This is a genomic window from Paraburkholderia sp. OAS925 (genome assembly GCF_040543975.1).
GTDB lineage: Bacteria > Pseudomonadota > Gammaproteobacteria > Burkholderiales > Burkholderiaceae > Paraburkholderia > Paraburkholderia graminis.
Map to the genome: position 1 here is coordinate 1,200,845 of NZ_JBEUNO010000002.1, position 24,791 is coordinate 1,225,635.

Annotated in this window: 19 protein-coding genes and 1 tRNA gene; 12 read left to right on the forward strand and 8 right to left on the reverse strand. The window is 63.2% G+C overall.

Translation table 11 applies throughout. The annotated features are described in order from the left end of the window. Positions 1 to 29 precede the first annotated feature (29 nt). From ABIE53_RS24180 to ABIE53_RS24190, 3 genes are all read left to right on the forward strand, one after another. The gene (locus tag ABIE53_RS24180) at positions 30 to 1,328 is read left to right on the forward strand and encodes a Zn-dependent hydrolase (protein WP_192699427.1); all 1,299 of its coding nucleotides are present in this window, start codon (positions 30 to 32) and stop codon (positions 1,326 to 1,328) included. Next, positions 1,325 to 2,827 (forward strand): M81 family metallopeptidase, encoded by a 1,503-nt coding sequence (locus ABIE53_RS24185; protein ID WP_006049071.1) that lies wholly within the window; start codon positions 1,325 to 1,327, stop codon positions 2,825 to 2,827. The genes ABIE53_RS24180 and ABIE53_RS24185 overlap by 4 nt, the downstream gene beginning before the upstream one ends. Before the next feature lie 55 nt (positions 2,828 to 2,882). Beyond that, positions 2,883 to 2,959, forward strand: a tRNA-Val gene (locus ABIE53_RS24190). A gap of 100 nt (positions 2,960 to 3,059) precedes the next feature. Here ABIE53_RS24190 and ABIE53_RS24195 read toward each other — a convergent pair. Both ABIE53_RS24195 and ABIE53_RS24200 read right to left on the reverse strand, forming a co-directional pair. Continuing rightward, positions 3,060 to 3,953 (reverse strand): amidohydrolase family protein, encoded by an 894-nt coding sequence (locus ABIE53_RS24195; protein ID WP_053859614.1) that lies wholly within the window; start codon positions 3,951 to 3,953, stop codon positions 3,060 to 3,062. 2 nt (positions 3,954 to 3,955) lie between these two features. Beyond that, positions 3,956 to 5,278 carry an MFS transporter gene (locus tag ABIE53_RS24200; protein WP_192699426.1) on the reverse strand — a complete coding sequence of 441 codons (1,323 nt, stop codon included), beginning with the start codon at positions 5,276 to 5,278 and terminating at the stop codon, positions 3,956 to 3,958. Positions 5,279 to 5,442: 164 nt separating this feature from the next. Between ABIE53_RS24200 and ABIE53_RS24205 the strand changes: the two genes are divergently transcribed. The 9 genes from ABIE53_RS24205 to ABIE53_RS24245 all read left to right on the forward strand — a co-directional run bounded on the left by ABIE53_RS24205 (position 5,443) and on the right by ABIE53_RS24245 (position 19,165). Then, positions 5,443 to 6,186, forward strand: coding sequence for a GntR family transcriptional regulator (locus ABIE53_RS24205; protein ID WP_114156858.1), 744 nt, complete (start codon positions 5,443 to 5,445; stop codon positions 6,184 to 6,186). Between the two features lie 664 nt (positions 6,187 to 6,850). Beyond that, entirely contained in the window at positions 6,851 to 7,210 is a 360-nt protein-coding gene (locus ABIE53_RS24210; RefSeq protein WP_376916185.1) for a formylglycine-generating enzyme family protein, read from the forward strand. Then, a complete protein-coding gene (locus tag ABIE53_RS24215) occupies positions 7,134 to 7,793 on the forward strand; it encodes a formylglycine-generating enzyme family protein (RefSeq protein WP_376916187.1) in 660 nt (219 codons plus the stop codon). The genes ABIE53_RS24210 and ABIE53_RS24215 overlap by 77 nt, the downstream gene beginning before the upstream one ends. Before the next feature lie 16 nt (positions 7,794 to 7,809). Beyond that, entirely contained in the window at positions 7,810 to 11,694 is a 3,885-nt protein-coding gene (locus ABIE53_RS24220) for a beta strand repeat-containing protein (RefSeq protein WP_376916189.1), read from the forward strand. Between the two features lie 103 nt (positions 11,695 to 11,797). After that, a complete protein-coding gene (locus ABIE53_RS24225; protein WP_192699423.1) occupies positions 11,798 to 12,205 on the forward strand; it encodes a TonB family protein in 408 nt (135 codons plus the stop codon). A gap of 100 nt (positions 12,206 to 12,305) precedes the next feature. Continuing rightward, entirely contained in the window at positions 12,306 to 14,456 is a 2,151-nt protein-coding gene (locus ABIE53_RS24230; RefSeq protein WP_192699422.1) for a type I secretion system permease/ATPase, read from the forward strand. Next, a complete protein-coding gene (locus ABIE53_RS24235; protein WP_192699421.1) occupies positions 14,453 to 15,871 on the forward strand; it encodes an HlyD family type I secretion periplasmic adaptor subunit in 1,419 nt (472 codons plus the stop codon). The genes ABIE53_RS24230 and ABIE53_RS24235 overlap by 4 nt, the downstream gene beginning before the upstream one ends. After that, entirely contained in the window at positions 15,861 to 17,312 is a 1,452-nt protein-coding gene (locus ABIE53_RS24240) for a TolC family protein (protein ID WP_376916192.1), read from the forward strand. The genes ABIE53_RS24235 and ABIE53_RS24240 overlap by 11 nt, the downstream gene beginning before the upstream one ends. A gap of 542 nt (positions 17,313 to 17,854) precedes the next feature. Beyond that, a complete protein-coding gene (locus ABIE53_RS24245; protein ID WP_053859611.1) occupies positions 17,855 to 19,165 on the forward strand; it encodes an MFS transporter in 1,311 nt (436 codons plus the stop codon). A gap of 81 nt (positions 19,166 to 19,246) precedes the next feature. Here ABIE53_RS24245 and ABIE53_RS24250 read toward each other — a convergent pair whose 3' ends face one another. The 6 genes from ABIE53_RS24250 to ABIE53_RS24275 form a co-directional block, all read right to left on the reverse strand. Continuing rightward, complete coding sequence (locus tag ABIE53_RS24250) at positions 19,247 to 19,381, reverse strand: hypothetical protein (protein WP_006049077.1); 135 nt, start codon at positions 19,379 to 19,381, stop codon at positions 19,247 to 19,249. Next, complete coding sequence (locus tag ABIE53_RS24255) at positions 19,381 to 20,436, reverse strand: permease (RefSeq protein ID WP_006049078.1); 1,056 nt, start codon at positions 20,434 to 20,436, stop codon at positions 19,381 to 19,383. Before ABIE53_RS24255 ends, ABIE53_RS24250 begins: the two co-directional genes overlap by 1 nt. Before the next feature lie 25 nt (positions 20,437 to 20,461). After that, positions 20,462 to 21,529, reverse strand: coding sequence for a tRNA 2-selenouridine(34) synthase MnmH (gene mnmH / locus ABIE53_RS24260; protein ID WP_053859609.1), 1,068 nt, complete (start codon positions 21,527 to 21,529; stop codon positions 20,462 to 20,464). A 186-nt stretch (positions 21,530 to 21,715) separates the two neighbouring features. Next, positions 21,716 to 22,786 (reverse strand): selenide, water dikinase SelD, encoded by a 1,071-nt coding sequence (gene selD / locus ABIE53_RS24265; protein ID WP_107710761.1) that lies wholly within the window; start codon positions 22,784 to 22,786, stop codon positions 21,716 to 21,718. Positions 22,787 to 22,906: 120 nt separating this feature from the next. Then, complete coding sequence (locus tag ABIE53_RS24270) at positions 22,907 to 23,908, reverse strand: transketolase family protein (RefSeq protein ID WP_107710760.1); 1,002 nt, start codon at positions 23,906 to 23,908, stop codon at positions 22,907 to 22,909. Further along, on the reverse strand, positions 23,905 to 24,768 hold the full coding sequence (locus ABIE53_RS24275) for a transketolase (RefSeq protein WP_107710759.1): 864 nt from the start codon (positions 24,766 to 24,768) through the stop codon (positions 23,905 to 23,907). The genes ABIE53_RS24270 and ABIE53_RS24275 overlap by 4 nt, the downstream gene beginning before the upstream one ends. Positions 24,769 to 24,791: the final 23 nt, after the last annotated feature.

The window sequence follows — 24,791 nt, forward strand, 5'->3', positions numbered from 1 at the left end:
ACGCCCGACTTCACTATGAGGAAGCATTGATGCAAGTTCATGACTCACAACGCGGCGACGCGCTTGCTCGTCTGCGCGTCGACGGCGAACGGCTTTGGAACAGCCTCATGCAACTCGCGCAGATCGGCGCGACGGAGAAGGGCGGCGTTTGCCGGCTCGCGCTCACCGAACTCGATCGCATCGCGCGTGACCGGTTCGTCGCGTGGGCGAAGGAAATCGGCTGCACCGTGCGCGTCGACGCGATCGGCAATATCTTTGCGCGCCGCGCGGGTTTGCGCGACGACCTGCCGCCCGTCACGACGGGTAGCCACATCGACACGCAACCGACCGGCGGCAAATTCGACGGCAACTACGGGGTGCTCGCCGGCCTCGAAGTGCTGCGCACACTGGCCGATGCAAACGTCACGACACTCGCGCCGCTCGAAGTCGCCGTGTGGACCAACGAGGAAGGCTCGCGCTTCGTTCCGGTGATGATGGGCTCGGGCGTCTTCGCCGGCGCGTTCACGCTCGAGCATGCGCTCGATCAGCGCGACCGCGAGGGCATTTCCGTGCGCGACGCGTTGGCGGCCATCGGCTACGTCGGCGAAAACACGAAACCGCATACCGTTGCAGCGTATTTCGAAGCGCACATCGAGCAGGGTCCTGTGCTCGAGGCGCATGACAAGACCATCGGCATCGTGCAGGGCGCACTCGGCCAGCGCTGGTACGACGTGACCGTGCAGGGCATGGAAGCGCATGCGGGACCCACGCCGATGGCGTTGCGCCGCGATGCATTGCTCGTCGCCGCCGATCTGATCCACGCGGTGAACCGCATCGCGCTGGATCATGCGCCGCATGGCCGGGGCACGGTCGGCTGGGTCGACGTGCATCCGAACTCGCGCAACGTGATTCCTGGCCGCGTGAAGCTGACGGTCGACCTGCGCGCCGCCGACGACGCCACGCTCACCGCAATGGACAGCGCACTGCGTGAAGCATGCAAGGCCGCGGGCGAGCAAGCGGGCATCGACGTGACTATCGAGCCGGTCGTGTACTTCCCGCCGCAACCGTTCGCCGCAAACCTGGTGGCAGCGGTGAAAGAAGGCGCCGACATGCTCGGCTTTTCGTCGATGGACGTCATCAGCGGCGCGGGCCACGACGCTGTCTATCTCGCGCGCGTCGCGCCGGCCGCGATGATCTTCGTTCCGTGCAAGGACGGCATCAGCCACAACGAGATCGAGGACGCACGCGCGGATCATCTCGAAGCCGGCTGCAACGTATTGCTGCACGCGATGCTGAAGGCGGCGCAAACCGTGCCGAGCGCGCCGGTGCCGGAGGGCTCGTGCATATGAAAATTCTCATCGCGCGGATGAATCACGAGACCAACACGTTCTCGCCGGTGGCCACGCCGTTGTCCGCTTTCGGTCTGAACGGCGGGAAGCTCGGCCCGAGTTTCGGCGACGACGCGTTCAACGACAACAAGGGCATGCAGACCGCGATGGCCGCGTTCATCGACGCCGCCGCGCGCGAGGGCGCGCATATCGTGACGCCCGTGTCGGCAGCGGCGAACCCGAGCGGACCCGTCGACGCTGCGGCCTACGACGCGATCTGCGATGCAATCGTTGCAGCCACAAACGGATGCGACGCTGTGATGCTCGATCTGCACGGCGCGATGGTCGCGGAAAATTCGAACGACGGCGAAGGCGATCTGCTCGAACGCGTGCGCGCCGCATTGCCGAATGCGCCGATCGCCGTCGCACTCGATCTGCACGGCAACGTCACGCAGAAGATGATCGACAACGCGGATGTGATCGTCAGCTTCAAGACTTATCCGCACGTCGATATGTACGAGACCGGCGCGCACGCCGCGCGTTTGCTGTTCGCGTCGATGCATGGCGACGTGAAGCCGGTGATCGCGTGGCGTCAGCCGCCGCTGCTCACGCATACGCTGCGCAGCTCGACGGCCGAAGGCGCGATGAAGCGTGCGGTCGATGCCGCCCGCGCCGCCGAAGCGGACGGCATGCTCGCGGTCTCGGTGCTGTCGGGCTTTTCGCTCGCCGATATCGAGGCGCCCTGCATCAGCGTCGTGGTGGTCGGCAACGGAGATCACGCGCAAGCGGAAGCGGTCGCCGAGCGCATCGCGCGGCAGATCTGGAACGAGCGCGAGGATTTCGTCTACCGCAGCGCACCGCTCGCGGAATCGGTTGCAGAAGCCGCCGCGCTCGCGAAAGACGCCGACAAGCCGGTGCTGCTGCTCGATCATGGCGACAACTGCATGTCGGGCGGTACGTGCGACACGATGGACCTGCTCGAAGAAGCGCTTGCACGGCAACTCGACGGCATCGTCACCGGGCCGTTGTGCGATCCGCAGGCGGTGGCCGCGCTGATGGCCGCGGGCGTCGGCAGCACGGTCACCATCACGATCGGCAACAAGGTCGAGAGCGGCGCAGGCGCGCCGCGTGCGCCGGTCGCGATGACCGGCGTCGTGCGCGCGTTGACCGACGGCGAATACGTGATCACCGGCCCGACCTACACCGGCCAGCGCGCGCATATGGGGCGCGCGGCGGTGCTCGACACGGGCACGGTGAAGCTCGTCGTGACCGAGCACACGCACGAACCGTGGGACCTCGGCGTATTCGAAAGCGTCGGCATCGATCCGCGTCGCGCGCGCTTTCTGCTGCTCAAATCGCGCATGTATTGCCGTCCGGTTTTCGTGCCGATTTCGGCGGGACTCGTGGAGTGCGATAGCCGCGGCGTGACGAGTTCGGACTATGGGCTCTTCGCTTTCAAGAACGTGAAGCGCCCCGTGTTCCCGCTCGATGCCGACGCCGAATGGAACCCGGCGCATTGAATGACGTCCGGCCCTTGTGCAGTTTCGAGAGACTCTCTATAATTCGCGCCTCTACAGGCTCGTAGCTCAGTTGGTTAGAGCACCACCTTGACATGGTGGGGGTCGTTGGTTCGAATCCAATCGAGCCTACCAACGCATTGCGACGTAGACGAAAGCGGCTTCGCTTTCGTCTACTGTCCTATCAGCAGCAAGTCGCTTCAGTTCTCTTTTCCCTTTCGAATCCGGCTCAGGCTTAGATCGCGCGTTGCAAAGCGGCGTTCGATGCGCTTGCGTCCTGCGGCGCGGCAGATTCCGTATCGAATCTATAGAACGACAAGGCCGTTTTGCGCACGATTGAATCGAGATCCTCCGCATGAAGGCCGAGATCGAGCAGCGCGGACAACGATTCGCCGTAGCTCGTGACCGCTTCGTATTGCGTGTGCGGCCAGTCGCTGCCCCACATCAGGCGATGCGTGCCGAAGTGCTCGATCAGTTGCGCCGTTGCGTCGGCAACGAACGGCGAGCCCGGCGCCGCACAGCGATACGCGCCCGACACCTTGACCCACACGCTGCCCGTGCTGCCATAACCGAGCAGCGCTTTGAAACCGCGGTCCTGTGTGCCCAACGCGGGATCGGGCCGGCCGAAATGATCGACGACGACTCGCACGCCGCGCTCGAGAAGCCGGTCGATCATCGGCGCGAGATCGACTGCGTTTCTGTGCAGCTCGACATGCCAGCCGAGCCGCGCGACGTTATCGAAGAGGGACGTCCAAGGTTGTGCGCCGAGATCCGGCAGCGTCTGTTCCATCAGGTTGAGACGAATGCCCGTCACGCCGCGGCGGTGCATGTCCGCCAATTCACTCGTGCTTATGTCGGGCGCAACGACGACGACGCCACGCAGGCGCTCGCTCTGCGCGGCCAACGCTTGCAACAGATAGCCGTTGTCGGTGCCGAGAAAGCTCGGCTGCACCAGCACCGCATGCGTCATTCCGTGCGCGTTGAGCAGCGGTAGATAGTCGTCGAGTGTTGCATCGTAGGCGGGCGCGTAGCGCCGCTCGCCGCTCAACGGCAAGCCTCGCTCGAAAACGTGCGCGTGCGAGTCCACGCCGCTGTGTGCAAACGGGAGTGAGGAGGCCAGTGCGTTCATATTCAACTACGCGGGTGATTCAGGGTGAGATGCGCGGCGTCAGTCGCGTCCGCAGCATCGGTACGATCGGCGGACTGATCCGGCGCCGTGCCGCGCAGACGCTTGCCGCGCGTTTCGGGAAGCAGCAGCACGGCGATCATCGCGAGCCCGTACGCAATGGCCGCGTCGATGCCGATGGCCGCGCCGAGCGACATCGAATGGCTCATGTAGCCGACCAGCACCGGAAAACCCGCCGACGCAATGCGCCCGAAGTTGTAGCAAAAGCCGACGCCGGTGCCGCGCATGTCGGCGGGATACAGTTCGTTGAAGAGCGGCCCGAGGCTCGCCGGAATGCCCGCCGCGAAGAGGCCGAGCGGAAAGCCGAGCACCAGCATTTGCATGTTCGTCAACGGCAGCATCACGTACGCGAGCACGGTGACGATGCAGCAGAAAGCGAACAACGCGATATTGCGTCGACGGCCGATGCGATCGAGCAGATACGCGCTCAGCATGCAGCCGCACCAGAATGCGACGATCACGACCGCGAGATAGCCGCCCGTGTTCAGCACCGACAGATGCCGCTCCTTCGCGAGAAACGTGGGCAGCCACGACATGATCGCGTAGTAGCCGCCGTGTGCGCCCGTGCCGAGCACCGCGCCGATGAGCGTCGTGCGCAGCACACGCGGCTGGAACACCTGCACGATCTGACCGAGCGCGGATACCCTGGCGTGCGCGTCGACGCCGACGGGCGCAACCCGCATCGGTTCCTTCAGATTGCGCCGCACGAACAGCACGAGGCCGGCGGGCAGCAGGCCGACCGCGAACATCACGCGCCACGCGGTGTCGCCGGGCAGCCAGGAAAACACCGCGGCGTAGACCAGCACCGCGCCGCCCCAGCCGACGGCCCATGCGCTTTGCACCGCGCCCATCGCGCGGCCGCGATGCTCGGTGCGGATCGTCTCGGCCATCAGCACCGCGCCCGCGGCCCACTCGCCGCCGAAGCCGAAGCCTTGCAGCGCCTTGAGCAGCAGCAGTTGCGGGAAATTCTGCGCGAACGCGCACAGGAACGTGAAGCCGGCGAACCAGAGAATCGTCATCTGCAACGTGCGCACGCGGCCGAAGCGGTCCGACAGCGCGCCCGCAATCCAGCCGCCGAGCGCCGACGAGATCAGCGTGACGCTGCTGATCGCGCCCGCTTGCGTATGGCCGATGCCATAGGCCGCGATGATCGCCGGAATGGCGAGCGTGAACATCTGCACGTCGAGCGCGTCGAGTCCCCATCCGGCGAAGCAGCCCCAGAAGGTGTTGCGCTCCACCGGCGTACTCTCTTTGTACCACCTGAACATAGCCATCTCCGTCCGTCGTTCTGTCGGAATTCATGCAGTCATATATATGAATGTATGAATCTTGCACTCGATCCGGCGCGCGGTCATTGGGTAATAACCCTTGCTCGCCTGAAACCGGCGCGATGCGGTAGAGTGGTGACTCCTCTGTATAACTGTATGAATCCATGAACACGGCGTCTTTCGCGTCAAGGCCGGACGACCGGCTGCCCCGTTACCAGCAATTGCGCGACGACCTCGTCAGCCGCATCGCCGCCGGCGAGTGGGCGCCCGAAGAGGCCATCGCCACCGAGGCCGAACTGGGTCAGTTCTACAACGTTTCCACCGGCACCGTGCGCAAGGCAATCGATCTGCTGGTCAGCGACGGCGTGCTCACGCGAACCCAGGGCAAGGGCACGTTCGTGCGGCGGCCGCGCTTCGACTCGTCGCTGTTCCGCTTTTTCCGCTTCGTTTCGCGCGACGGCCAACCTGTGCTTCCCACGGCGCGTGTGCTCAAGCGCGAGATCGTCAAACCGAACGAGGAGATCCGCGACGCGTTGCGCATGAAGGCCTCGGAAAAAGCGATTCATTTGTCGCGCGTGCGCATGATCGAACGCCGAACGGTTCTCGCCGAAGAAATCTGGCTGCCGCGCGCGCGTTTCGAAGCGCTCGCCACGTTGCCGCTCGATCAGTTCGAGGACCTGCTGTATCCGCTGTACGAACGGCTGTGCAAACAGATGGTCGCATCGGCGACGGAGATTCTCCGCGTCGAACAGGCTACCGCCGAAACCGCCACGCTGCTCGGCATCAAAACGGGCAGCCCGGTGATTCTCGTTCACCGCGTGGCTTCCGACTTCGCCGGCGCGCCGTTCGAATGGCGCAGCACGCGCGGCGCGGCCGATACGTTCCAGTATCAGGTCGACATCCGCTGAACGCGCCACGCCGGCGTTTTCTTCTCTCTCACGCAAGACAAGCTGGAGATGATGCACGCGCTCGGCATGACCGAGGCGTCGTACGGATTGGGCGCGTCGCTGTTCTTCATCGGCTATCTGTTGTTCGAGGTCACGAACATTAACGGATGTACACTCAGGATTCCTCTTGTTCACGAATCCTGGCACCATGAAACGACCCGGTGTTTACAGCGCGAACGCCATCACGCTGTTCACAACGACGATGCAGTAGCAAGTCCGGCGGCTGGACATTGATTTTTCAGACCAGTCCGATTGCTTAGGCACGCTAAATTATTTCATTTCCGTCAAATAATGTGAACTCAATTCCTGATAGTTTTTATTTGATGGACGTTCGCCATCGCGGCCCTAACAATGGCGCCCCTACTTTCCAACCAGATGCCGACATGAAGAACGAAAACGGCTAGGCAACGATGCGTGCCCGAGGCAGGGCGGGCCACGGCGGTATGACGATCCGGGCTTGGTCTGAATTTATCCGCGCAGACGTCGCGCTGGTGCGGGAAGGTTATCTGTTCGCTTGCCCGAAATTCGGTGGTGCATTTCCGGCCATCGCCGCCGGCCTGTCGATTGCGGCTGATAGATTCTACAGTTGGGAAAGATGGATAAAAGTTGTCGTGAAACGACTCTCTTGGGCAAGCTGTTGGTCCTCGTTATTTTTTCATTGCTGGCGATTGCCGCGATGGCCGATGGGCGTATGACCCGGGTTGGGCAGCTTGATCATTTCCGCGACTGCGATGGCTGCTCGGAAATGGTTGTACTTCCCTCCGGCAATTACATGATGGGCGCGACCGAAGAAGAATTTCGGGGCGTGGAAGATAAATATAAAGTCATGTATGGGTACGAAGTACCGCGCCATGAAGAGCACGTGGCTTCGTTTGCCATGGCGAACTTTGCTGTAACCCGGGGTCAGTTTGCCGTTTTCGCAAAAGAGACTGGATTCCCAAGGCAAGGGCTGCGAGATTTTCAACGGAAAAACCTGGGTCAATGACGCAAACGCGGACTGGCAGAACCCCGGTTTCAGGCAGACCGAGAATGATCCGGTAGTCTGCGTATCCTGGAGTGACGCGCAGAAATACATTGCGTGGCTCAATTCGAAGCTGCGCAGGACCACGGAAACAGCCTACAGGCTACCGACCGAGGCCGAATGGGAATATGCCGCGAGAGCCGGCACGGTAACCGCCGCGTACTGGGGCACCAATCCTCAGGATCAATGCCAATACGAAAACGCGCGCGATGAATCGGCGAGGCTCCTTGATCCGAAAATAGACCATGCGTCCTGCACGGACGGGTATGTCCATACCGCACCGGTCGGTTCTTTCAGGCCGAATCCGTGGGGCCTGTACGACATGCTGGGCAATGCGACGCAATGGGTTCAGGATTGCGTGGATGTCGAATATTACAGTCCGCCTAATCTATCGTCGAAACTGGATGCCTGTAAATCAAGAACCTTGCGGGGGACAAGCTGGGCGGGAGTTCCTGTCGCAGTGCGGTCCGCAATGCGCGGAGGGGGGGCTGCCAATAGTCGGGTGAGTGACTTTGGGTTTCGTCTTGCCAGAAGTATTCAACACTGACTGAAAAGGAACTGTCGTGTCTGGGATCAATGTTATTCAAACCGCAAAAGATGTTGGTGCCTTCTTTAATTCATGGGTTACGTATGTTAACTCTGCGAAGCAATACAGTGCGAACCCTAACGATTCTTCTGCGCAGCAGGGAATGCTCGCGAGCGCGAATGCGCTTTCGAGTGCAATAGCGACGCTTGGCAAGGATCCGCTCTACGCTTCGGCATTGGGAACCTTGGCGGGGGTGACTGACATACCGGCTCAAGTGTATGCATATCAGACCGCACTTGCAGCCGGAAAGATTAATGATCAAACAGCGGCACTTTCCTCGATCGCGGTGGACTCTGCCGGCATTGCCAACACTGCGGCTACTACAATTGCGGGATGGGCGACAGCAATTGGGAATAGTGGTCTTGCTGATTTGATGGGCGAGATTGGGGAGAACGCCAATGATTTCGCCCTGGCTGTTGGTGCAGTCGGGACAGCGGTGGATGTCGGAAACTGGTTCAACAGCACGTTCTTGCCCGGGTTCAACAAGTGGATCGGCAATACTCCCCCACAGTTGGATGAAGACATGCTCCTGAACCTGAATGACCCCAGCGGTGATTCGGAAATCATCATGCCCGGCGCAAGCGGCGACACGTTGGCTGAAAAGCCACTCAGCGGCGGGGCATTCCAGTACACGGAAAACAACGCTCAGGGAACGCAGACGAGTTCGGTACAGCTTGCCTACAATGGTTCAGTCGATGAATTGATGGTTACCGGCGCGGGAGTGGTGGCGGATGTCAGCGCGTTTCAGATCAATGTCTCAACCGGCGCAACTGATACGATCAGCGGGAACAACGACACGATTAACGCTGGAGCAAGTTCGACTACTGCCCTCTACGGGACCGGCGGCATTGTCAATTTCGTCCCAAACTCTGGTGCAATATTCAGGCTCTACAACGCGAATTCATCGGCGACGGTGAATGGAACTGGCAACACCGTGGGTATCTGGGCCACCGGCGACAGCGTTACGGCCTCAGGCGAGACGTTCAATTTCGCCCCAGGCGGCTTCAGTATTAACATCGCTGGCGGCAGCGATACGGTCAACGAAAACTCTGGCATGAGCGTCAGCGCCTCTGGTGGCGGCAACACGATCAACGCGGCCGCTGGCACGATGACCTCGGTCAGCGGTACTAACGGCAACGCCGACCAGATCAACGCGAATGGCCTTCAGTTCGGCGGAACCAGTGCGAACGGCCTGGGCACGGGCATCTGGCTGGGAGCCAACACACAGGTCAATCTCGCGGGCAGCGGCGACGGCCTCAACGAAAACGCCGGCGACAGCGTGACCGCCTACGGTGGCGGCAACACGATCAACGCGGCCGCTGGCACGATGACCTCGGTCAGCTGTACTAACGGCAACGCCGACCAGATCAACGCGAATGGCCTTCGGTTCGGCGGAACCAGTGCCAACGGCCTGGGCACGGGCATCTGGCTGGGTGCCAACACACAGGTCAATCTCGCGGGCAGCGGCGACGGTCTCAACGAAAACGCCGGCGACAGCGTGACCGCCTACGGTGGCGGCAACACGATCAACGCGGCCGCTGGCACGATGACCTCGGTCAGCGGTACTAACGGCAACGCCGACCAGATCAACGCGAATGGCCTTCAGTTCGGCGGAACCAGTGCGAACGGCCTGAGCACGGGCATCTGGCTGGGTGCCAACACACAGGTCAATCTCGCGGGCAGCGGCGACGGCCTCAACGAAAACGCCGGCGACAGCGTGACCGCCTACGGTGGCGGCAACACGATCAACGCGGCCGCTGGCACGATGACCTCGGTCAGCGGTACTAACGGCAACGCCGACCAGATCAACGCGAATGGCCTTCAGTTCGGCGGAACCAGTGCGAACGGCCTGAGCACGGGCATCTGGCTGGGTGCCAACACACAGGTCAATCTCGCGGGCAGCGGCGACGGTCTCAACGAAAACGCCGGCGACAGCGTGACCGCCTACGGTGGCGGCAACACGATCAACGCGGCCGCTGGCACGATGACCTCAGTCAGCGGTACTAACGGCAACGCCGACCAGATCAACGCGAATGGCCTTCAGTTCGGCGGAACCAGTGCGAACGGCCTGGGCACGGGCATCTGGCTGGGTGCGAACAGCCAGGCCAGCATCCTTGGATCCTACAACGGCGTGAACGTCACCGCGGGCGACAGCGTGGGCGTGATCGGCGGCGGCAACACCATCGACGCGACGGCTGGCTCGACGGTTTTCGTCAGCGGGACCAACGGCACGGCTGACATGGTCTTCGCGAACGGCCTGACATCGGGTGGCGTCTCGGCCAATGGTCAGGGCACCGGCATCTGGATGGATGCTAATACCCAGGCCATCGTGCAGAACGGAAATGACTCCATCCATCTGGGCACCGGCGACTATCTTCAACTGCAAGGCGGCTCAGGCTACACAGTGAACGGCGGCGCGAATGAAACGATCGCGATCGTTGGCCCGCAAAGCGACACCATTTCCCTTGTGTCCGGCGCGGAAAGGTTCTATACCACCGCCGGCCTGGAGTACCAGGAGCGCGACTTCCAGAATGGCAGTCTCGGCGAGCTGGTCAATTTCGACACATTAGGGCGTGTGACGGACGAGGCGTTTTTCAACCCAGCGGGCCAGGAGACGGAAGACGCGAAGTTCGGTCCAGGCGCATCGTACTCCTACGAGATAGACAAGTTCAATGCGAACGCCGCGGAAATCGAGCGGGACCAGTTCAATGCGGCGACCGGCCAGCTCACGGACGCAATGTACTTCAGTCCGTCGACGCGACTGGAAACTGAAGACATCAAATTCAATCCTGCTGCTGGACCGTGGTCGACCGAAATCATAAAGTTCAACGCAAGCGGCCAGGAAACGGAGGATGATCATTTCAACGCGGGCACGGGCGCGCTGAATTCAGTTTACCGGTGGGATGGGACGAACCCGTACGCCTATCAGGAGGAATTTGCTAGCGGCGGTGCATACTTCAGCCAGATTGACAATTTCAATGCTGCCACGGGCGCGCAGACATCCGGCGCGAACTTCGACCCCTTTACCGGTTTTGAATCAGGATACTTCAACAATGGGACCTGGTATTCAGGCGGTTCAGGCAGCACAGACTATTCTGATGCGGGATACACCGGGACTGATTCGACGCCACCCTGGGGGGACACGGAGCCGCCCATTCTCGGGCCCGACACCGGCGAGTTGAACATCCTCGTTTGCGGGACAGGTACTGATCCGATCATCCTGAACCTCGATGGCGAATCCGTCGAAACGACCTCGTTATCCGTGTCGCCCGCATCGTTCGACATGCAGAACAACGGCCAGCCGGTCCAGACCGCGTGGGGTACGGCGGGCGAAGGGTATCTGATCTTTGACCCGAACGATGCGGACAACACGACGGTCATCACGCAGGACAGCCAGCTCGTGGGCGGATTCGGCGCCCTGCAGTCACTTGCGCAACGGGCCGATGGTTCCGGCAGCGGATCCCTCACGGCGGGCGATGCGCTGTGGGATGACCTGAAGGTCTGGGTTGATACGACCGGCACCGGCCAGTTCCAGAGTGGCCAGCTGTACAGCCTCAGCCAGCTCGGCATCACGTCAATCAACCTCGACGGTACACAGGTCAACCGCGACAGCAACGGCAACCAGATCCTGGTCGACAGCACGTTCGCGTATGCCGATGGCACCACCGGCGACATCGCTGGCGTGAACCTGATGTTCAACGGAAGTCCGGATGGCCCGGTGACCGCAAGCCTCGCTGATCTGCAGATTAACAACCTGATTGCCAGCATGGCGACGTTCGGCGCGCAGCCCGCCGCCAGTTCCCCACTGGTTGCCGCTGCACAGCAGCACCCGCAGACGATGCTGGCCGCCAGCCTGCACTGACCCTTAACGTGATTGTGCGTCGCATCTGCAGCGTATCGCTGCAGATGCGCTGCTGCGGATGCGCGCACCTGATGCGCCTGGTGTGAGAGTGAAACGAACGAACATGAAAACCGGTTTTGCAATCTGCATGCTGACATGTCTGGCACTGGTGGGCTGCGCCAACGGGCCTCGTGCTGGCCAATCGCTTCAGCGCGATTCCGAGGGCAGAACACCTGATGCGCTGCTCACAGGGATTCGCCGGCAGGACCGTGAATTTGCAGTACAGGTCCAGTCGCGCGTACGCCCGCATCTCAGGCCCAGCCGTTCCGACACGCCATCTCATGCGTCGGCCGTAGTCGAGGTCCGGCTCGCAGACGATGGGCAGATCACGAGCGCAACCCTCGCGCAAAGTAGCGGATATGTGGAATGGGACACCATCGCGGTGGCGGCGGTGAGACAGGCTTCGCCGCTTCCTCCCCCTCAGATTGACAGGCAGCGGCACTTCATCATTACGGTCAAACCGGCTGGCTAGCCGGGCGCACCCGAAGCCGCACGCCACCATCTCCGTTCCCAAAATGTTCTCCACGTGTGCCTGCCTTCTGACGGGCACACCTGAAAGTGCCACAAACAGAATGAACGCACCTGACCATCGCACTCCTGCTGAATCCACGCCCGCAGCCGATCCTGGACTCGCGTGCCTGGTCGTGATTGCGCGCTTTCATGGCATTGCCGCCGACGCGGGGCAACTGCGACACGCGGCGGCGTCCGGCAACGAACCGTACAGCATGGACACGCTGGTGCTCAGCGCCCGTTCGCTCGGCCTGAAAGCGCGCGTCGCACCGCTACGCACCGAGAGGCTCGCGCGCACGCCGTTACCCGCGCTCGCGCTGGATTGCAACGGCGAGCATTTTGTCATCGCCCGCGTCGAAGGCGGCGGGGCACTGGTCCTCGAAGCCGGCGCGCCAACGCCTGCTGTGGTGCCGCTTGACGCGCTTGAAGCCCGCTCGACGGGGCGCATGATCCTGTTCGCGTCAAGGGCATCGCTCGCTGGCGAACTGGCCCGTTTCGATTTCTCCTGGTTCATTCCGGCTGTTGTGAAATACCGGCGCCTGCTGCTCGAAGTGCTTGCCGTGTCGTTCGTGCTGCAGCTTTTCGGTCTCGTGTCACCGCTGATGTTTCAGGTGGTCATGGACAAGGTGCTGGTGAACCGCACCTACAATACCCTCGCCGTGGTGGGCGTGGCCCTGTTCGCCTGTTCGACCTTCGAGGTCGTGCTGACCGGCCTGCGCAATTACCTCTTTTCCCATACGACGAACCGCATCGACGTGGAACTGGGTGCGCGCCTGTTCCGGCATCTGGTTGCGCTGCCGCTGAATTACTTCGCCGCCCGGCGTGTGGGGGATACCGTCGCACGGGTGCGTGAACTCGAAAATATTCGCAACTTTCTCACTGGCCAGGCGCTGACTGCCGTCATCGACCTTCTTTTCTCGGTCGTATTCATCGTGGTGATGTGCTTCTACAGCGTGTGGCTCACGCTCGTCGTCGTGATCTCGCTGCCCGCTTACGTCGGCATTTCGATGGCGCTGGTGCCGACGTTGCGGCAACGTCTGAATGAGAAATTCGCACGGGGCGCAGATAACCAGTCGTTCCTTGTTGAGATAGTCTCCGGCGTTGAAACGGTCAAGGCGATGGCCGTCGAGCCGCAGTTCACGAAGAAATGGGAAACGCAACTGGCCGCGTATGTGGCAGCGGGATTTCGTGTGACGGCCTTGGGCAATGTCGGCCAGCAGATGATCCAGTACGTCGGCAAGCTGGTATCACTGGCTACGCTGCTGCTCGGCGCGAAGCTCGTCATCGATGGCGGGCTCACGGTAGGCGGACTGATCGCGTTCAACATGATGTCGCAGCGCGTTGCTGCCCCCGTGCTGCGCCTCGCGCAGCTATGGCAGGATTTCCAGCAGACCGGAATCTCGATGAGCCGGCTGGGCGATATCCTGAACTCGCGCACCGAACTGCCACCCAGCCGGCAGGCGCTACCCGCCGTTCGGGGCGACATCCGTTTCGAGCAGATCCGCTTTCGCTACCAGCCCGACAGTCCGCCCGTTCTTGACGGGGTCTCGCTGGATATCCGGGCCGGTGAAGTCATCGGCATCGTGGGCCGATCCGGCTCCGGTAAGCGCACGCTGACGAAACTGCTGCAGCGGCTCTACCTGCCCGAGCACGGAACGGTGCGCATCGACGGTATTGATCTTGCGCTGGCCGATCCGGCATCGCTGCGCCGTCAGGTCGGTGTAGTGCTGCAGGAAAACCTGCTCTTTAACCGGACGGTGCGCGAGAACATCGCGCTCACCGATCCCGGCGCTCCGCTCGAAGCCGTCATGCGCGTTGCCAGACTGGCGGGAGCACACGATTTCATCAGTGAACTGCCGCACGGTTATGACACTCGCATCGAGGAACACGGCGGCAACCTGTCAGGCGGGCAGCGTCAGCGGCTGGCCATCGCCCGCGCGCTGCTGACCAATCCGCGTATCCTGATTTTCGATGAGGCGACGAGCGCGCTGGACTTCGAAACCGAACGCGTCATCCAGAACAACATGAAAGCGATCTGTGCAGGGCGCACCGTCATCATCATCGCGCACCGGCTCACCGCGGTCCGGCACGCCGACCAGATCATCGCAATGGACAGGGGCAAGATTGTCGAGCGGGGACGGCACGACGAACTGCTTGAAAAACGCGGTTACTACGCGCATCTCGTGTCACTGCAGAATGGATATGCTTCATGAATCTCCGACTTCAGGCGCTGCTCGATCTGCTGCGCCGCTATGCGACCGTGTGGTGCACCGCCTGGTCCATCCGTGGGCAGCTGGATGCGCCTGCGAAGCTCGAATACGAGCTGGCATTCCAGCCCGCGCACCTCGAACTGGTCGAGACACCAGTTCATCCCGCGCCGCGCTGGACCAATCGCATCCTCGTGCTGCTGACGGTGGTGGCGGTGCTGATCGGGATATTCGGCCGGCTGGACATCGTCGTTTCGGCGAGCGGCAAATTCGTCCCCAACGCGCGGGTCAAGGTGATCCAACCTGCGATGACGGGCGTGGTCCGCGACATTCTGGTTCATGACGGACAGCAGGTGAAGGCCGGGCAACTGCTGGTCAGGCTCGATACGACGCAGGCTGCCGCGGACGCGGATAAGGCCAGCTCGTCGAAGCTTGACGCCGCGCTCGGTGCCGCGCGCGCCAACGCGCTGCTCGCCGCCCAGCATGACAGTCGCGCACCGGTCGTCGCCACGGTGGAGGGTGCGCCCGACAACCGGCAGCAGGACGCACAACGCTTCGCCGAAGGGGCATTCCGTGAGTACCAGGACACCATCGACAGTGCGAAAGCGGAACTGCTCAAGCGCGAAGCTGAACTCGACAGCACGCGCCAGGAAATCGCCAAACTGCAGGCGACGGCGCCGCTTGCCCGGCAGCAGGCCAATGCCTATCAGGCGCTGGTGGCCGACCGCTACGTCGCGCGCAACGACTACCTCGACAAGGAACAGACCGCGCTCGGTCAGGAGCACGAGCTTGCGGCGCAACTGAGTCATGCGCGCGAGCTGGCCGCCGGTGTAGCAGAGCAACGCGCTCATATGGCATCAATCGCATCGAAATTCCGTCGCCAGCAGCTTGATGAACTGGAGAAGGACACCCAGCAGGTGGCGCAAAGCCGTAATGACGAAACCAAGGCACAGACGCGCCGGGCCCTCCTGAGCCTGACCGCGCCCGTGTCGGGCACGGTCCAGCAACTGGCCACGCATACGCTGGGCGGCGTGGTGACCACCGCGCAATCGCTCATGGAGATCGTGCCCGACGACGCGCTCGAAGTCGAAGCGCAACTCCAGAACCGCGATATCGGTTTTGTCGACGTCGGCCAGACGGTTGCCGTCAAGGTGGATGCCTTTCCGTACACCCGCTACGGCTTCATCAGCGGGACCATCGAATCGGTGTCCAACGACGCGGCACAGGACAGGAAGCTGGGACTCGTATTTCCGGTGCGCATCCGGCTCGCGACCAATCGTATGCATGTTGACCACAAGTGGATCACGCTGACCCCGGGCATGGAAGTCACCGCCGACATCAAAACCGGCAAACGCAGCGTGGCCGGCTATTTCCTCGACCCGCTGCTGCAGACCACCGGGGAGAGCATGCGTGAACGGTAGGCGTATCGCCAGGCTCGCGGCAGCCGGCGTGATACTGGTGATGGCGGGCCATGCGTGGGCGTTCGATCCGCTGTTCGCGCAAGGCAGCATTCCAGCCAATCCGGGCGCCAGCATGACTCCCGGAGAGCGGCCGTGCGAGTCCGGTGCGCCGGGACAGCCCCTGACCCTGCACGAAGCGGTCGGGCGCGGTCTGTGCCATAACCCGAAGACGCGCGAAGCATGGGCGGATGTGAAGGCGCAGGCGGCTGCTATGGGCGTCGCGCGTGCCGCATTCCTACCGACCATGTCGGGCAACTGGCAGGGTGTGCGCGACGATTCGGCGACGGACGTGAACGGTCACCCGGAGCTGGGCTCGAACACGACGGCCACGGTCCGCTCGGAAAGCGTGTCGCTGAACTGGGTGCTGTTCGATTTCGGCGCACGCGCGGCAGCGCTGCGTGACGCATCCGAACTGCTCGCGGCCGCGCGTGCGACGCAGGACGCGACGCTGCAGGACACATTCGCGACGGTTGCGAAAGAGTACTACGCCGCGCAGGCGGCGCTGGGCGCACGTGAAGCAGCGGCCCAGGTTGAGCGGATGACACAGGACAGCCTGACGGCCGCCCAAGCGCGGGTCGACCGCGGTGTTGCACCGGTCACGGATGCGCTGCAGGCGCAGACGCAGCACGACGAAGCGGTGTTCAATCTCACCAAGGCTGAAGGCGATGCGCAGACAGCACTCGGCATGCTCGCGTCGGACATCGGACTGGACCCCGGCGAGCCGCTCGTCGTGCCGGCGGCGACCGCGACCCCGCTGCCCGATGCGGCGTATAGCGAATCAGTGGCGCAACTGATTGACGACGTGAAGCGCACCCACCCGGCGGTTCTCGCCGCGCAGGCGCAGTTCGAGGCGGCGCAGGCCAAGGTCACGCAGACGCGCGCGGAAGGCCTGCCGAACATCAGCCTGGTCGGGAAATACAGCCATAACAACCAGCCTGCAACTCTCGGGCTCGGAATTCCGACCTTTCCCGCAACCGGTCACGACGCCTATGTCGGTGTGCAGGTCACGATCCCGTTCTTCGAAGGGTTCGGCCGGCATTATCAGGTCCGTCAGGCCGAGGCCGAAGCGGAACGGCAGGACGACGCGCTCGACGGAACACGGCAACAGGTCGCGCTTGATGTGTGGACCAGCTACCAGGCGCAGCGCACAGCGACAGAGAACGCGGTGCACAGCGAAAGCCTCCTTGCAATCGCGCGGCGTTCGTTCGACGCGGCTGAGCACCGCTACCGGGCCGGTGTCGGCAACATTCTCGAACTGCTGAACACGCAGACGGCGCTGGCGACCGCGCAGCAGCGGCGCGTGCAGGCGCTGGCTGACTGGCATAACGCGAAACTGCAGCTGGCGTCGAAACTCGGGCGGCTGAGCATGCGCGACATCACTCAGAGACTGCCGACGGAATGAAACAGTGCCGTCGCGGGCCTGGATTTCTTGGAGCGAAACAGTTCATCATCGTTCGGGGGTATGAAAAAGTGAGAGAGAACTCGTGAATTGCAGAACAAGGAACCGGCTCCGTCGGGCCGTGCTGATTGCCGGGATCGTGATGACCCCGGCCGTAAGCCTGGCTGGTGGCTGGAGCGTGCTCGACATCGCGTATGCGGATCGCGTCCGTTTCCGGCGCAGTCGGCATGGACGGTAGCGGCGCGGGAAAACGCTGCGCCGTCCGTGAATCCGGCAAACCGGTTCGCAGGTCACCGGCCGGCAACCGTGGCTTCCGACTTCGCCGGCGCGCCGTTCGAATGGCGCAGCACGCGCGGCGCGGCCGATACGTTCCAGTATCAGGTCGACATCCGCTAAACGCCACGCCGGCGTTTTCTTCTCTCTCGCGCAAGACCCCGTGCGCCCGCGCTATGCGGGTATCACCTCATGGCGTCGCATCGCGATTCATATAATCATATATATGACTGTATCAATATTGCCGATGCAATCCGGCAAGCGGAGAAACCATGTCGACACAACTCGCATTCGAGCAGCAGGTCATGAAGAAGATGGCGTGGCGGTTAATGCCGCTTCTCATCATCATGTTCCTGATTTCGTTTATCGACCGGCAGAACGTCGGCTTCGCCAAGCTGGAGATGGTGCACGCGCTCGGTATGACCGAGGCGTCGTACGGATTGGGCGCGTCGCTGTTCTTCATCGGCTATCTGCTGTTCGAAGTGCCGAGCACGCTCGCGCTGCATCGCTTCGGCGCGCGCGCGTGGCTTGCGCGCATCATGCTGACGTGGGGCGTCGTCACGGTATTGATGGCGTTTGCCCGTTCGCTGCCGGTGTTCTACTCGTTCCGTTTTGCGTTGGGCGTCGCGGAAGCCGGGTTTTATCCGGGCGTCATCTATTACCTCACACAGTGGTTTCCGCAGAGCTATCGCACGAGAGTGCTGGGCTTTTTCACGCTCGGCAGTTCGCTCGCGAACATGCTCGGCTCGCTGATCGGCGGGCTCCTGCTGACGCTCGGCGGCACGTGGGGTTTCGCGGGCTGGCAGTGGGTGTTCATCGCGACCGGCTTGCCCGCGGTGATCGTTGCCTTCGTCGCGCTCAAGTACCTGCCGAATTCGGTCAGCGACGCGCCGTTTCTCTCGCAACAGGAGAAGGACGTCGTGCTCGCCGCGCTGAAACGCGAGGCCTCGGACGCCGCGAAGGCGACGCATCCGTGGGCGGCGCTGCTCGATCCCAAGGTGTTGATGTTCGCGCTGACGTACATGCTGATGTCGACGTCGCTGTACGGCGTGACGTACTGGATGCCCACGCTGCTGAAAAGCGACGGAGTGTCGTCGTCGCTCAACGGTGTGCTCAACATGATTCCGTGGGCGCTCGCGACGCTGCTGCTGCTGTGGCTTCCCGGCAAACTCAAGCGCGAGCGCGTGGTGTTGAAGGCGATGAGCCTTGTTGCAGCGGTCGGCGTGGTGGGCTTCGCGTCCAGCCTCGTGCTGCCCACCGCAACCCTGCGCTTCGCGGCGCTGTGCCTCGGCGGCGCATGCATTCCGTTGCTCTATCCGTGCTTCTGGTCGCTGCCGCCGCGCTTTTTCTCGGGCGCGCGCGCCGCGGCGAGCGTTGCTGCGATCAATGCGATCGGCAATCTCGGCGGCTTCGCGGGACAGAACCTGATGCCGTACGTCGGCAAGACGGCGCACAGCCAGATCGCGCCGATGCTGGTGCCGACCGCATGTTTGCTGACGTTGGGAATCGGGACCGGCATTGCCGCGTTGATCGGCGCGCGCCGCCGCGTAGCACTTGAAACAGCGCCGCTGCGTTCGAACTGATAGACGGGTACAAAAAAACGGCCGCGCAACTGCGCGGCCGTATGCATTTACGAGCCTGAATCACGCACGCTCAAATCGGCTTCAAGGACGAAGCAGATCGAAGCTCGCCAGCACCAACACTCCGGTCACGGCGATGAGCGCCACCGAATGTTGGCCGAAGTAGAGAAGCGCCGCCGCCGACCACGACGCCAGCGTAAATACCGCAAGCTTTTTCATCAGAACCTCAACACCGCCGCGAGCAGGCCGCTGACTACGCCGCAGATCACCACGGCCAGCGCGACCACGCTCAGCACGCGCTTCGGGAACGAGCGCCCGAGCATCGCCATCGACGGCACGCTGATCAAAGGCAGCGTCATCAGCAGCGCGCCGGCCGGACCGGCGGCCACGCCGAACGACAGCATCGCCTGGATGATCGGCACTTCGCCGGCCGTCGGAATCACGAACAGCGTGCCGGCGATGGACAGCGCGACGATCCACAACACGCTGTTGTCGATATCCGGCCCGACATGCGGAAAGAGCCACGCGCGCGCCGCGCCGAGAATCAGCACGAGCACGATGTATTCGGGCACGAGACGCAGCGTCATCGTGCCGAGGATTTTCACCCAGCGCGTGAAGGCGTTGCCCGGTTCGTCTTCGGTGACGAGTTGCGCGATGGCTTCGCGCGACGCCTGGGCTTCCTTCGGCGTGACCATGCGGTTCACCAGGTAGCCGAGGCCGAACACCATCACGAGGCCGAGCGCGAGCCGCAGGCCCATCCATTGCCAGCCGAGCACGAAGCCCATGAAAACCAGCGTAGCCGGATTCAGCGCGGTATTGCCGAGCCAGAAGGCGATGGCCGCGCCGGGCGCCGCCTGACGCGCGCGCAGTCCCGCGACCACCGGCGCCGCGCAGCAGGTGCACATCATGCCGGGCAACGACATGAGGCCGCCTTTCACGACGCTGCTGAAGTCGCTGCGGCCGAGCGCGCGTGCGACCCATTGCGGCGGAATCAGCGCCTGGACCGCGGAGCCGAGCAGCAACCCCAGCACCATGGCTTGCCAGATCGCCTTGCCGTACGCGAACGCGTAGTCGATTGCGGATTGCCACGACGCTTCCGGCGCGCTCGCCGACGTGCCCATCAGAATGGACTTGCCGATCGAATGCTGGCTCGCGGCGACGAACGCGCGGTTGTAATACGGAAACCACTTCACATAGAAGAGTCCGACGACGGCGATCGCAAGGAACACGATCCAGCCAAGAGCGACGCGGGGCTGGCGAAGGGTTGATTGCATGTTGTTTTCAAACGTTGATGTTGAGTCAAACAAGCGCGAACGAGCGCTTGTCGAGTTGCGCGAGAAGCGCTTTGGCCTGGTCGACGACGTCGGCGTCGTTCGGCCGGAATTCGATTTGCAGCGCCTGCGGCAAGTGCACGAAATGCTGATGGCTGCTGCGCGCGTAAGCGGGATCGTAATGCAGTTCAATGAGCGCGTTCGCGAGTTCCTCGCGCCGGTTTTCGTCGACGAGTTTCTGCCAGCCGGCCACGCGCTCGCGGCTATGCAAGCCGATCAGGCGCTCCAGTTGCGTCTTCAGCAACGCGGGGTCGTCGAACAGATGCGCGTAGTCGTGGAGCAGAAACGCCGAGCGGTCTTCGCGGCTCGTCGCCACTTCCACGCACGCGCCGCGATGAAACGTCTCGAGCAGCGCGAGCGGCAGCGTAATCGCGCCGATGCGGCGGCTCTCCGCTTCCACGAACACCGGACGCGCGGCGTCGAAGCCGCGCAGCGCGCTAACGAGCAAGGTGTCGAAGCGTTTCTGCGACGGCTGCGCAACACCCGCCCATGCGCCGAGCAGCGAGCCGCGATGCGCGGCCAGCGCTTCCAGGTCGAGCGTTTGCGCGCCGGCTTCGTCGAGCGCCGCGAGCAGCCGCGTCTTGCCGCTGCCGGTCGGGCCGACCAGCGCGACGTAACGGAACTGCGTCGGCAGCGTGACGAGCGCCTCGACAGTCGCCCGCCGATAAGTCTTGTAGCCGCCGTCCAGTTGACGCGCCGGCCAGCCGATCATATTGAACAGCGACGTGACCGAGCCCGAGCGTTTGCCGCCGCGCCAGCAATAAACGAGCGGCCGCCAGTTGCGCGGCCGGTCCGCGAAGGTAGTTTCCAGATGCCGCGCGATGTTGCGCGCGACCAGCGCCGCGCCGACCTTCGTCGCCTCGAACGGCGACACCTGCTTGTACATGGTGCCGACGATCACCCGTTCCTCGTTGCTCAGCACCGGCGCGTTCATGGCGCCCGGAATATGATCCTCGGCAAACTCGAGAGGCGTGCGCACGTCGATGATTTCATCGAAATCACCGGCTTGATCGAGGCTGACGAGTAGGTTTTTCAAGGGCGTGCCGATACGAAATGGGACAAAAAGCAGAGAACGACGGAAACCGGGCAGCAACGCGTGCCAAGGGGCGCCGCAACGTCACAAGGCCGCCGGAAAGACCGAAATTATCGCATGCGCCGCGAGTGGCGGCAGGGCGCGGCTTTCTGAACCCTTACGGGCCGGCTTGTGGGCCGCCGGCTCCTTTTAGACGACGTCCACGCGTGCGTCGCCGGCAACCATCTCGCCGATCACGCGGGCATCGCCGAAACCGTCGGCGTGAAAGAGGGCGAGGACGTCGTTGACGGCGTCCGGCGAGCACGACACCAGCAGGCCGCCCGAGGTTTGCGGATCGGTGAGCAGCGTGCGCGCGGTCGAAGGCAACGTCGCGGGCAATGCAATGTCCTTGCCGTACGCGTCCCAGTTGCGCCCCGACGCGCCCGTGAAAACGCCGGCTTGGGCAAATTCGACGACGCCCGGCAGCCACGGCAAATCGGCATAGCGCACGCGCGCGGTCAACTTCGAGCCGCGCGCCAGTTCGAGCGTGTGGCCGAGCAGCCCGAAGCCCGTGATGTCGGTCAGCGCGTGCACGCCGTCGAGCGCGGCGAGTTGCGCGCCTGGCCGGTTGAGTTTCGTGGTTGCGCCGATCATCGCCGCGTAGCCGTTCGCATCGAGCCGGTCTTTCTTCAGCGCCGCCGACAGCACGCCGACGCCGAGTGGCTTGCCGAGAATCAGCACGTCGCCGGCCTTCGCGCCCGCGTTGCGCTTGACGCGCCGCGGATCGACCACGCCGATCGCGACCAGACCGTAGATGGGCTCAACCGAGTCGATCGAATGGCCGCCCGCGAGCGGGATGCCCGCGTCCGCGCAAACTGATTCGCCGCCCTTGAGCACCGCCGCAATTACGTCGTGCGGCAAGACATTGATCGGCATGCCGACGATGGCGAGCGCCATCAGCGGTTTGCCGCCCATTGCATAGACGTCGGAGAGTGCGTTGGTCGCGGCAATGCGGCCGAAGTCGAACGGATCATCGACGATCGGCATGAAGAAGTCCGTCGTCGCGACAATCGCCTGCTCGTCGTTGAGCTTGTAGACGGCGGCGTCATCGGCGGTATCGTTGCCGACCAGCAGGTCGGGAAAGAAGGGCAGCGGCGCGCTGCGCTTGAGCAGGTCGGCGAGCAGGCCGGGGGCAATTTTGCAGCCGCAGCCGCCGCCGTGCGACAGGCTGGTGAGGCGGGGCGAGGGCGTGGACTGAGCTTGGGCTTGAGCGTCGATCATTGTGGCGCGAATTTGTGGCTTCGAATGATCGCATTATGAAGCTTGTCGGCGTGGCGCGCTGCGGGCCGTGCTGCTAATGCACGCACGCGCCACGCCGAATCTTCACGCAACTTCCAAAGCTCAGCCGAGCCAGCCCTTGATCGCCGCCGACATCGCGGACGTCGAAATGCCATAGCGGTCATGCAGCGTCGGCAACGCGCCCGCAGCGAGAAACGCGTCGGGCAGCGCAACCTGGCGGAACGGGCACGACACGCCCGCGCGCATCAGCTCGGCCGCAATCGCTTCGCCCAGACCGCCGATCGTCGTATGGTTTTCGGCCACCACGACGAGCCGCCCCGAGCGCTTCGCCTCGCGCACGATCGTCGCCGTATCGAGCGGTTTGATGGTCGGCACATGCAGCACGCCGACGCCGATGCGGTCGTTCTCCAGCGCCTTCGCGACTTCCAGTGCGCGCATCGTCATGATGCCCGACGAGATCACCAGAACGTCGGCGCCGTCGCGCAGCATCTTCGCCTTGCCGAGCTCGAACGTGTAGTCGTATTCGTCGAGCACGGCGGGCACGTTGCCGCGCAACAGACGCGCATAAACGGGACCGTTGTGCGCGGCAATCGCGGGCACCATCTGTTCGATGTCGAGCGCATCGCACGGATCGATCACGGTCATGTTCGGCATCGCGCGCATCAACGCGAGGTCTTCAGCGGCCTGATGGCTTGGACCGTAACCCGTAGTGAGCCCCGGCAATGCGCAGACGATCTTCACATCGAGATTGTCTTCGGCGATCGCCTGATGCATGAAGTCATACGCGCGGCGCGTCGCGAATACGGCATACGTCGTCACGAACGGCTGCGCGCCTTCGTGCGCGAGGCCGGCCGCCGCGCCCATCAGCAATTGCTCGGCCATGCCCATCTGATAGTAGCGCTCGGGGAATTCCTTCGCGAAGATGTGCAGGTCCGTGTACTTGCCGAGGTCGGCCGTCATGCCGACCACGTTGCTCTTGTGCCGCGCGAGTTCGACGAGCGCGTGACCGAACGGCGCCGAGCGAGTGAGCTGGCCTTCGCCTGCAATCGACGCGATCATCGCCGAGGTCTTCAGGCGCGGTTTGCTTGCGGTGACGTTGCTCATGCGTGACTCCCGATCTCATGCGATTTCGTTGTTTCCAGTGCTTCGAGCGCGAGCTGCCATTCGTGCGCGTCGACGCGGATAAAGTGGTTCTTCTCGCGCTCTTCGAGAAACGGCACGCCGCAGCCCATGCGCGTATCGGCGACGATCATGCGCGGCTGCGCGCCAGGATGCTTGCGGGCCGCGTCGAATGCGGCGGCCACTGCGCCAATGTCGTTGCCGTCGACGCGCTGCGTGAACCAGCCGAATGCTTCGAGCTTTTCGACGAGCGGCTCGAACGCCATGACCTGCGTGGACGGTCCGTCGGCCTGCTGGTTGTTGACGTCGACGATGGCGATCAGGTTGTCGAGCTTCCAGTGGCTCGCGGACATGATGCCTTCCCAGATCGCGCCTTCGTCGAGTTCGCCGTCCGAGAAGAGCGTGTACACGAACGACTTCGAGCCCTTGCGCTTGAGCCCGAGACAGCGGCCCACCGCAATCGTCAGGCCGTGGCCGAGCGAGCCGCCGGACATCTCCATGCCGGGCGTGTAGCTCGCCATGCCGGACATGGGCAGACGGCTGTCGTCGCTGCCGTAGGTTTCGAGTTCGGCGGCGGGCAGAATGCCGGCTTCGAGCAGCGCCGCGTACAGCGCGATCGCGTAGTGTCCGTTGGACAGCAGGAAGCGGTCGCGCTCTTCCCATTCCGGATCTTCCGGTCGATAACGCATCGCGCCGAAGTACGCGACGGCCAGCACGTCGGCGATGTCGAGCGCCTGGCCGATGTAGCCCTGGCCCTGCACTTCGCCCATTAACAACGCGTTTCTGCGGATGCGATAGGCGCGCTCGGCGAGCGATACCACCGGCGCATTGAGTGGACTGTTCATGTCGTCTCCTGAGATCAGTCGAA

Excerpts from the sequence above, each read along its gene's own strand:
- ABIE53_RS24180 (WP_192699427.1), top strand. The coding sequence starts at position 30 with ATGCAAGTTCATGACTCACAACGCGGCGACGCGCTTGCTCGTCTGCGC.
- ABIE53_RS24185 (WP_006049071.1), top strand. The coding sequence starts at position 1,325 with ATGAAAATTCTCATCGCGCGGATGAATCACGAGACCAACACGTTCTCG.
- ABIE53_RS24195 (WP_053859614.1), bottom strand. The coding sequence starts at position 3,953 with ATGAACGCACTGGCCTCCTCACTCCCGTTTGCACACAGCGGCGTGGAC.
- ABIE53_RS24200 (WP_192699426.1), bottom strand. The coding sequence starts at position 5,278 with ATGTTCAGGTGGTACAAAGAGAGTACGCCGGTGGAGCGCAACACCTTC.
- ABIE53_RS24205 (WP_114156858.1), top strand. The coding sequence starts at position 5,443 with ATGAACACGGCGTCTTTCGCGTCAAGGCCGGACGACCGGCTGCCCCGT.
- ABIE53_RS24225 (WP_192699423.1), top strand. The coding sequence starts at position 11,798 with ATGAAAACCGGTTTTGCAATCTGCATGCTGACATGTCTGGCACTGGTG.
- ABIE53_RS24230 (WP_192699422.1), top strand. The coding sequence starts at position 12,306 with ATGAACGCACCTGACCATCGCACTCCTGCTGAATCCACGCCCGCAGCC.
- ABIE53_RS24235 (WP_192699421.1), top strand. The coding sequence starts at position 14,453 with ATGAATCTCCGACTTCAGGCGCTGCTCGATCTGCTGCGCCGCTATGCG.
- ABIE53_RS24245 (WP_053859611.1), top strand. The coding sequence starts at position 17,855 with ATGTCGACACAACTCGCATTCGAGCAGCAGGTCATGAAGAAGATGGCG.
- ABIE53_RS24250 (WP_006049077.1), bottom strand. The coding sequence starts at position 19,381 with ATGAAAAAGCTTGCGGTATTTACGCTGGCGTCGTGGTCGGCGGCGGCG.
- ABIE53_RS24255 (WP_006049078.1), bottom strand. The coding sequence starts at position 20,436 with ATGCAATCAACCCTTCGCCAGCCCCGCGTCGCTCTTGGCTGGATCGTG.
- selD (WP_107710761.1), bottom strand. The coding sequence starts at position 22,786 with ATGATCGACGCTCAAGCCCAAGCTCAGTCCACGCCCTCGCCCCGCCTC.
- ABIE53_RS24270 (WP_107710760.1), bottom strand. The coding sequence starts at position 23,908 with ATGAGCAACGTCACCGCAAGCAAACCGCGCCTGAAGACCTCGGCGATG.
- ABIE53_RS24275 (WP_107710759.1), bottom strand. The coding sequence starts at position 24,768 with ATGAACAGTCCACTCAATGCGCCGGTGGTATCGCTCGCCGAGCGCGCC.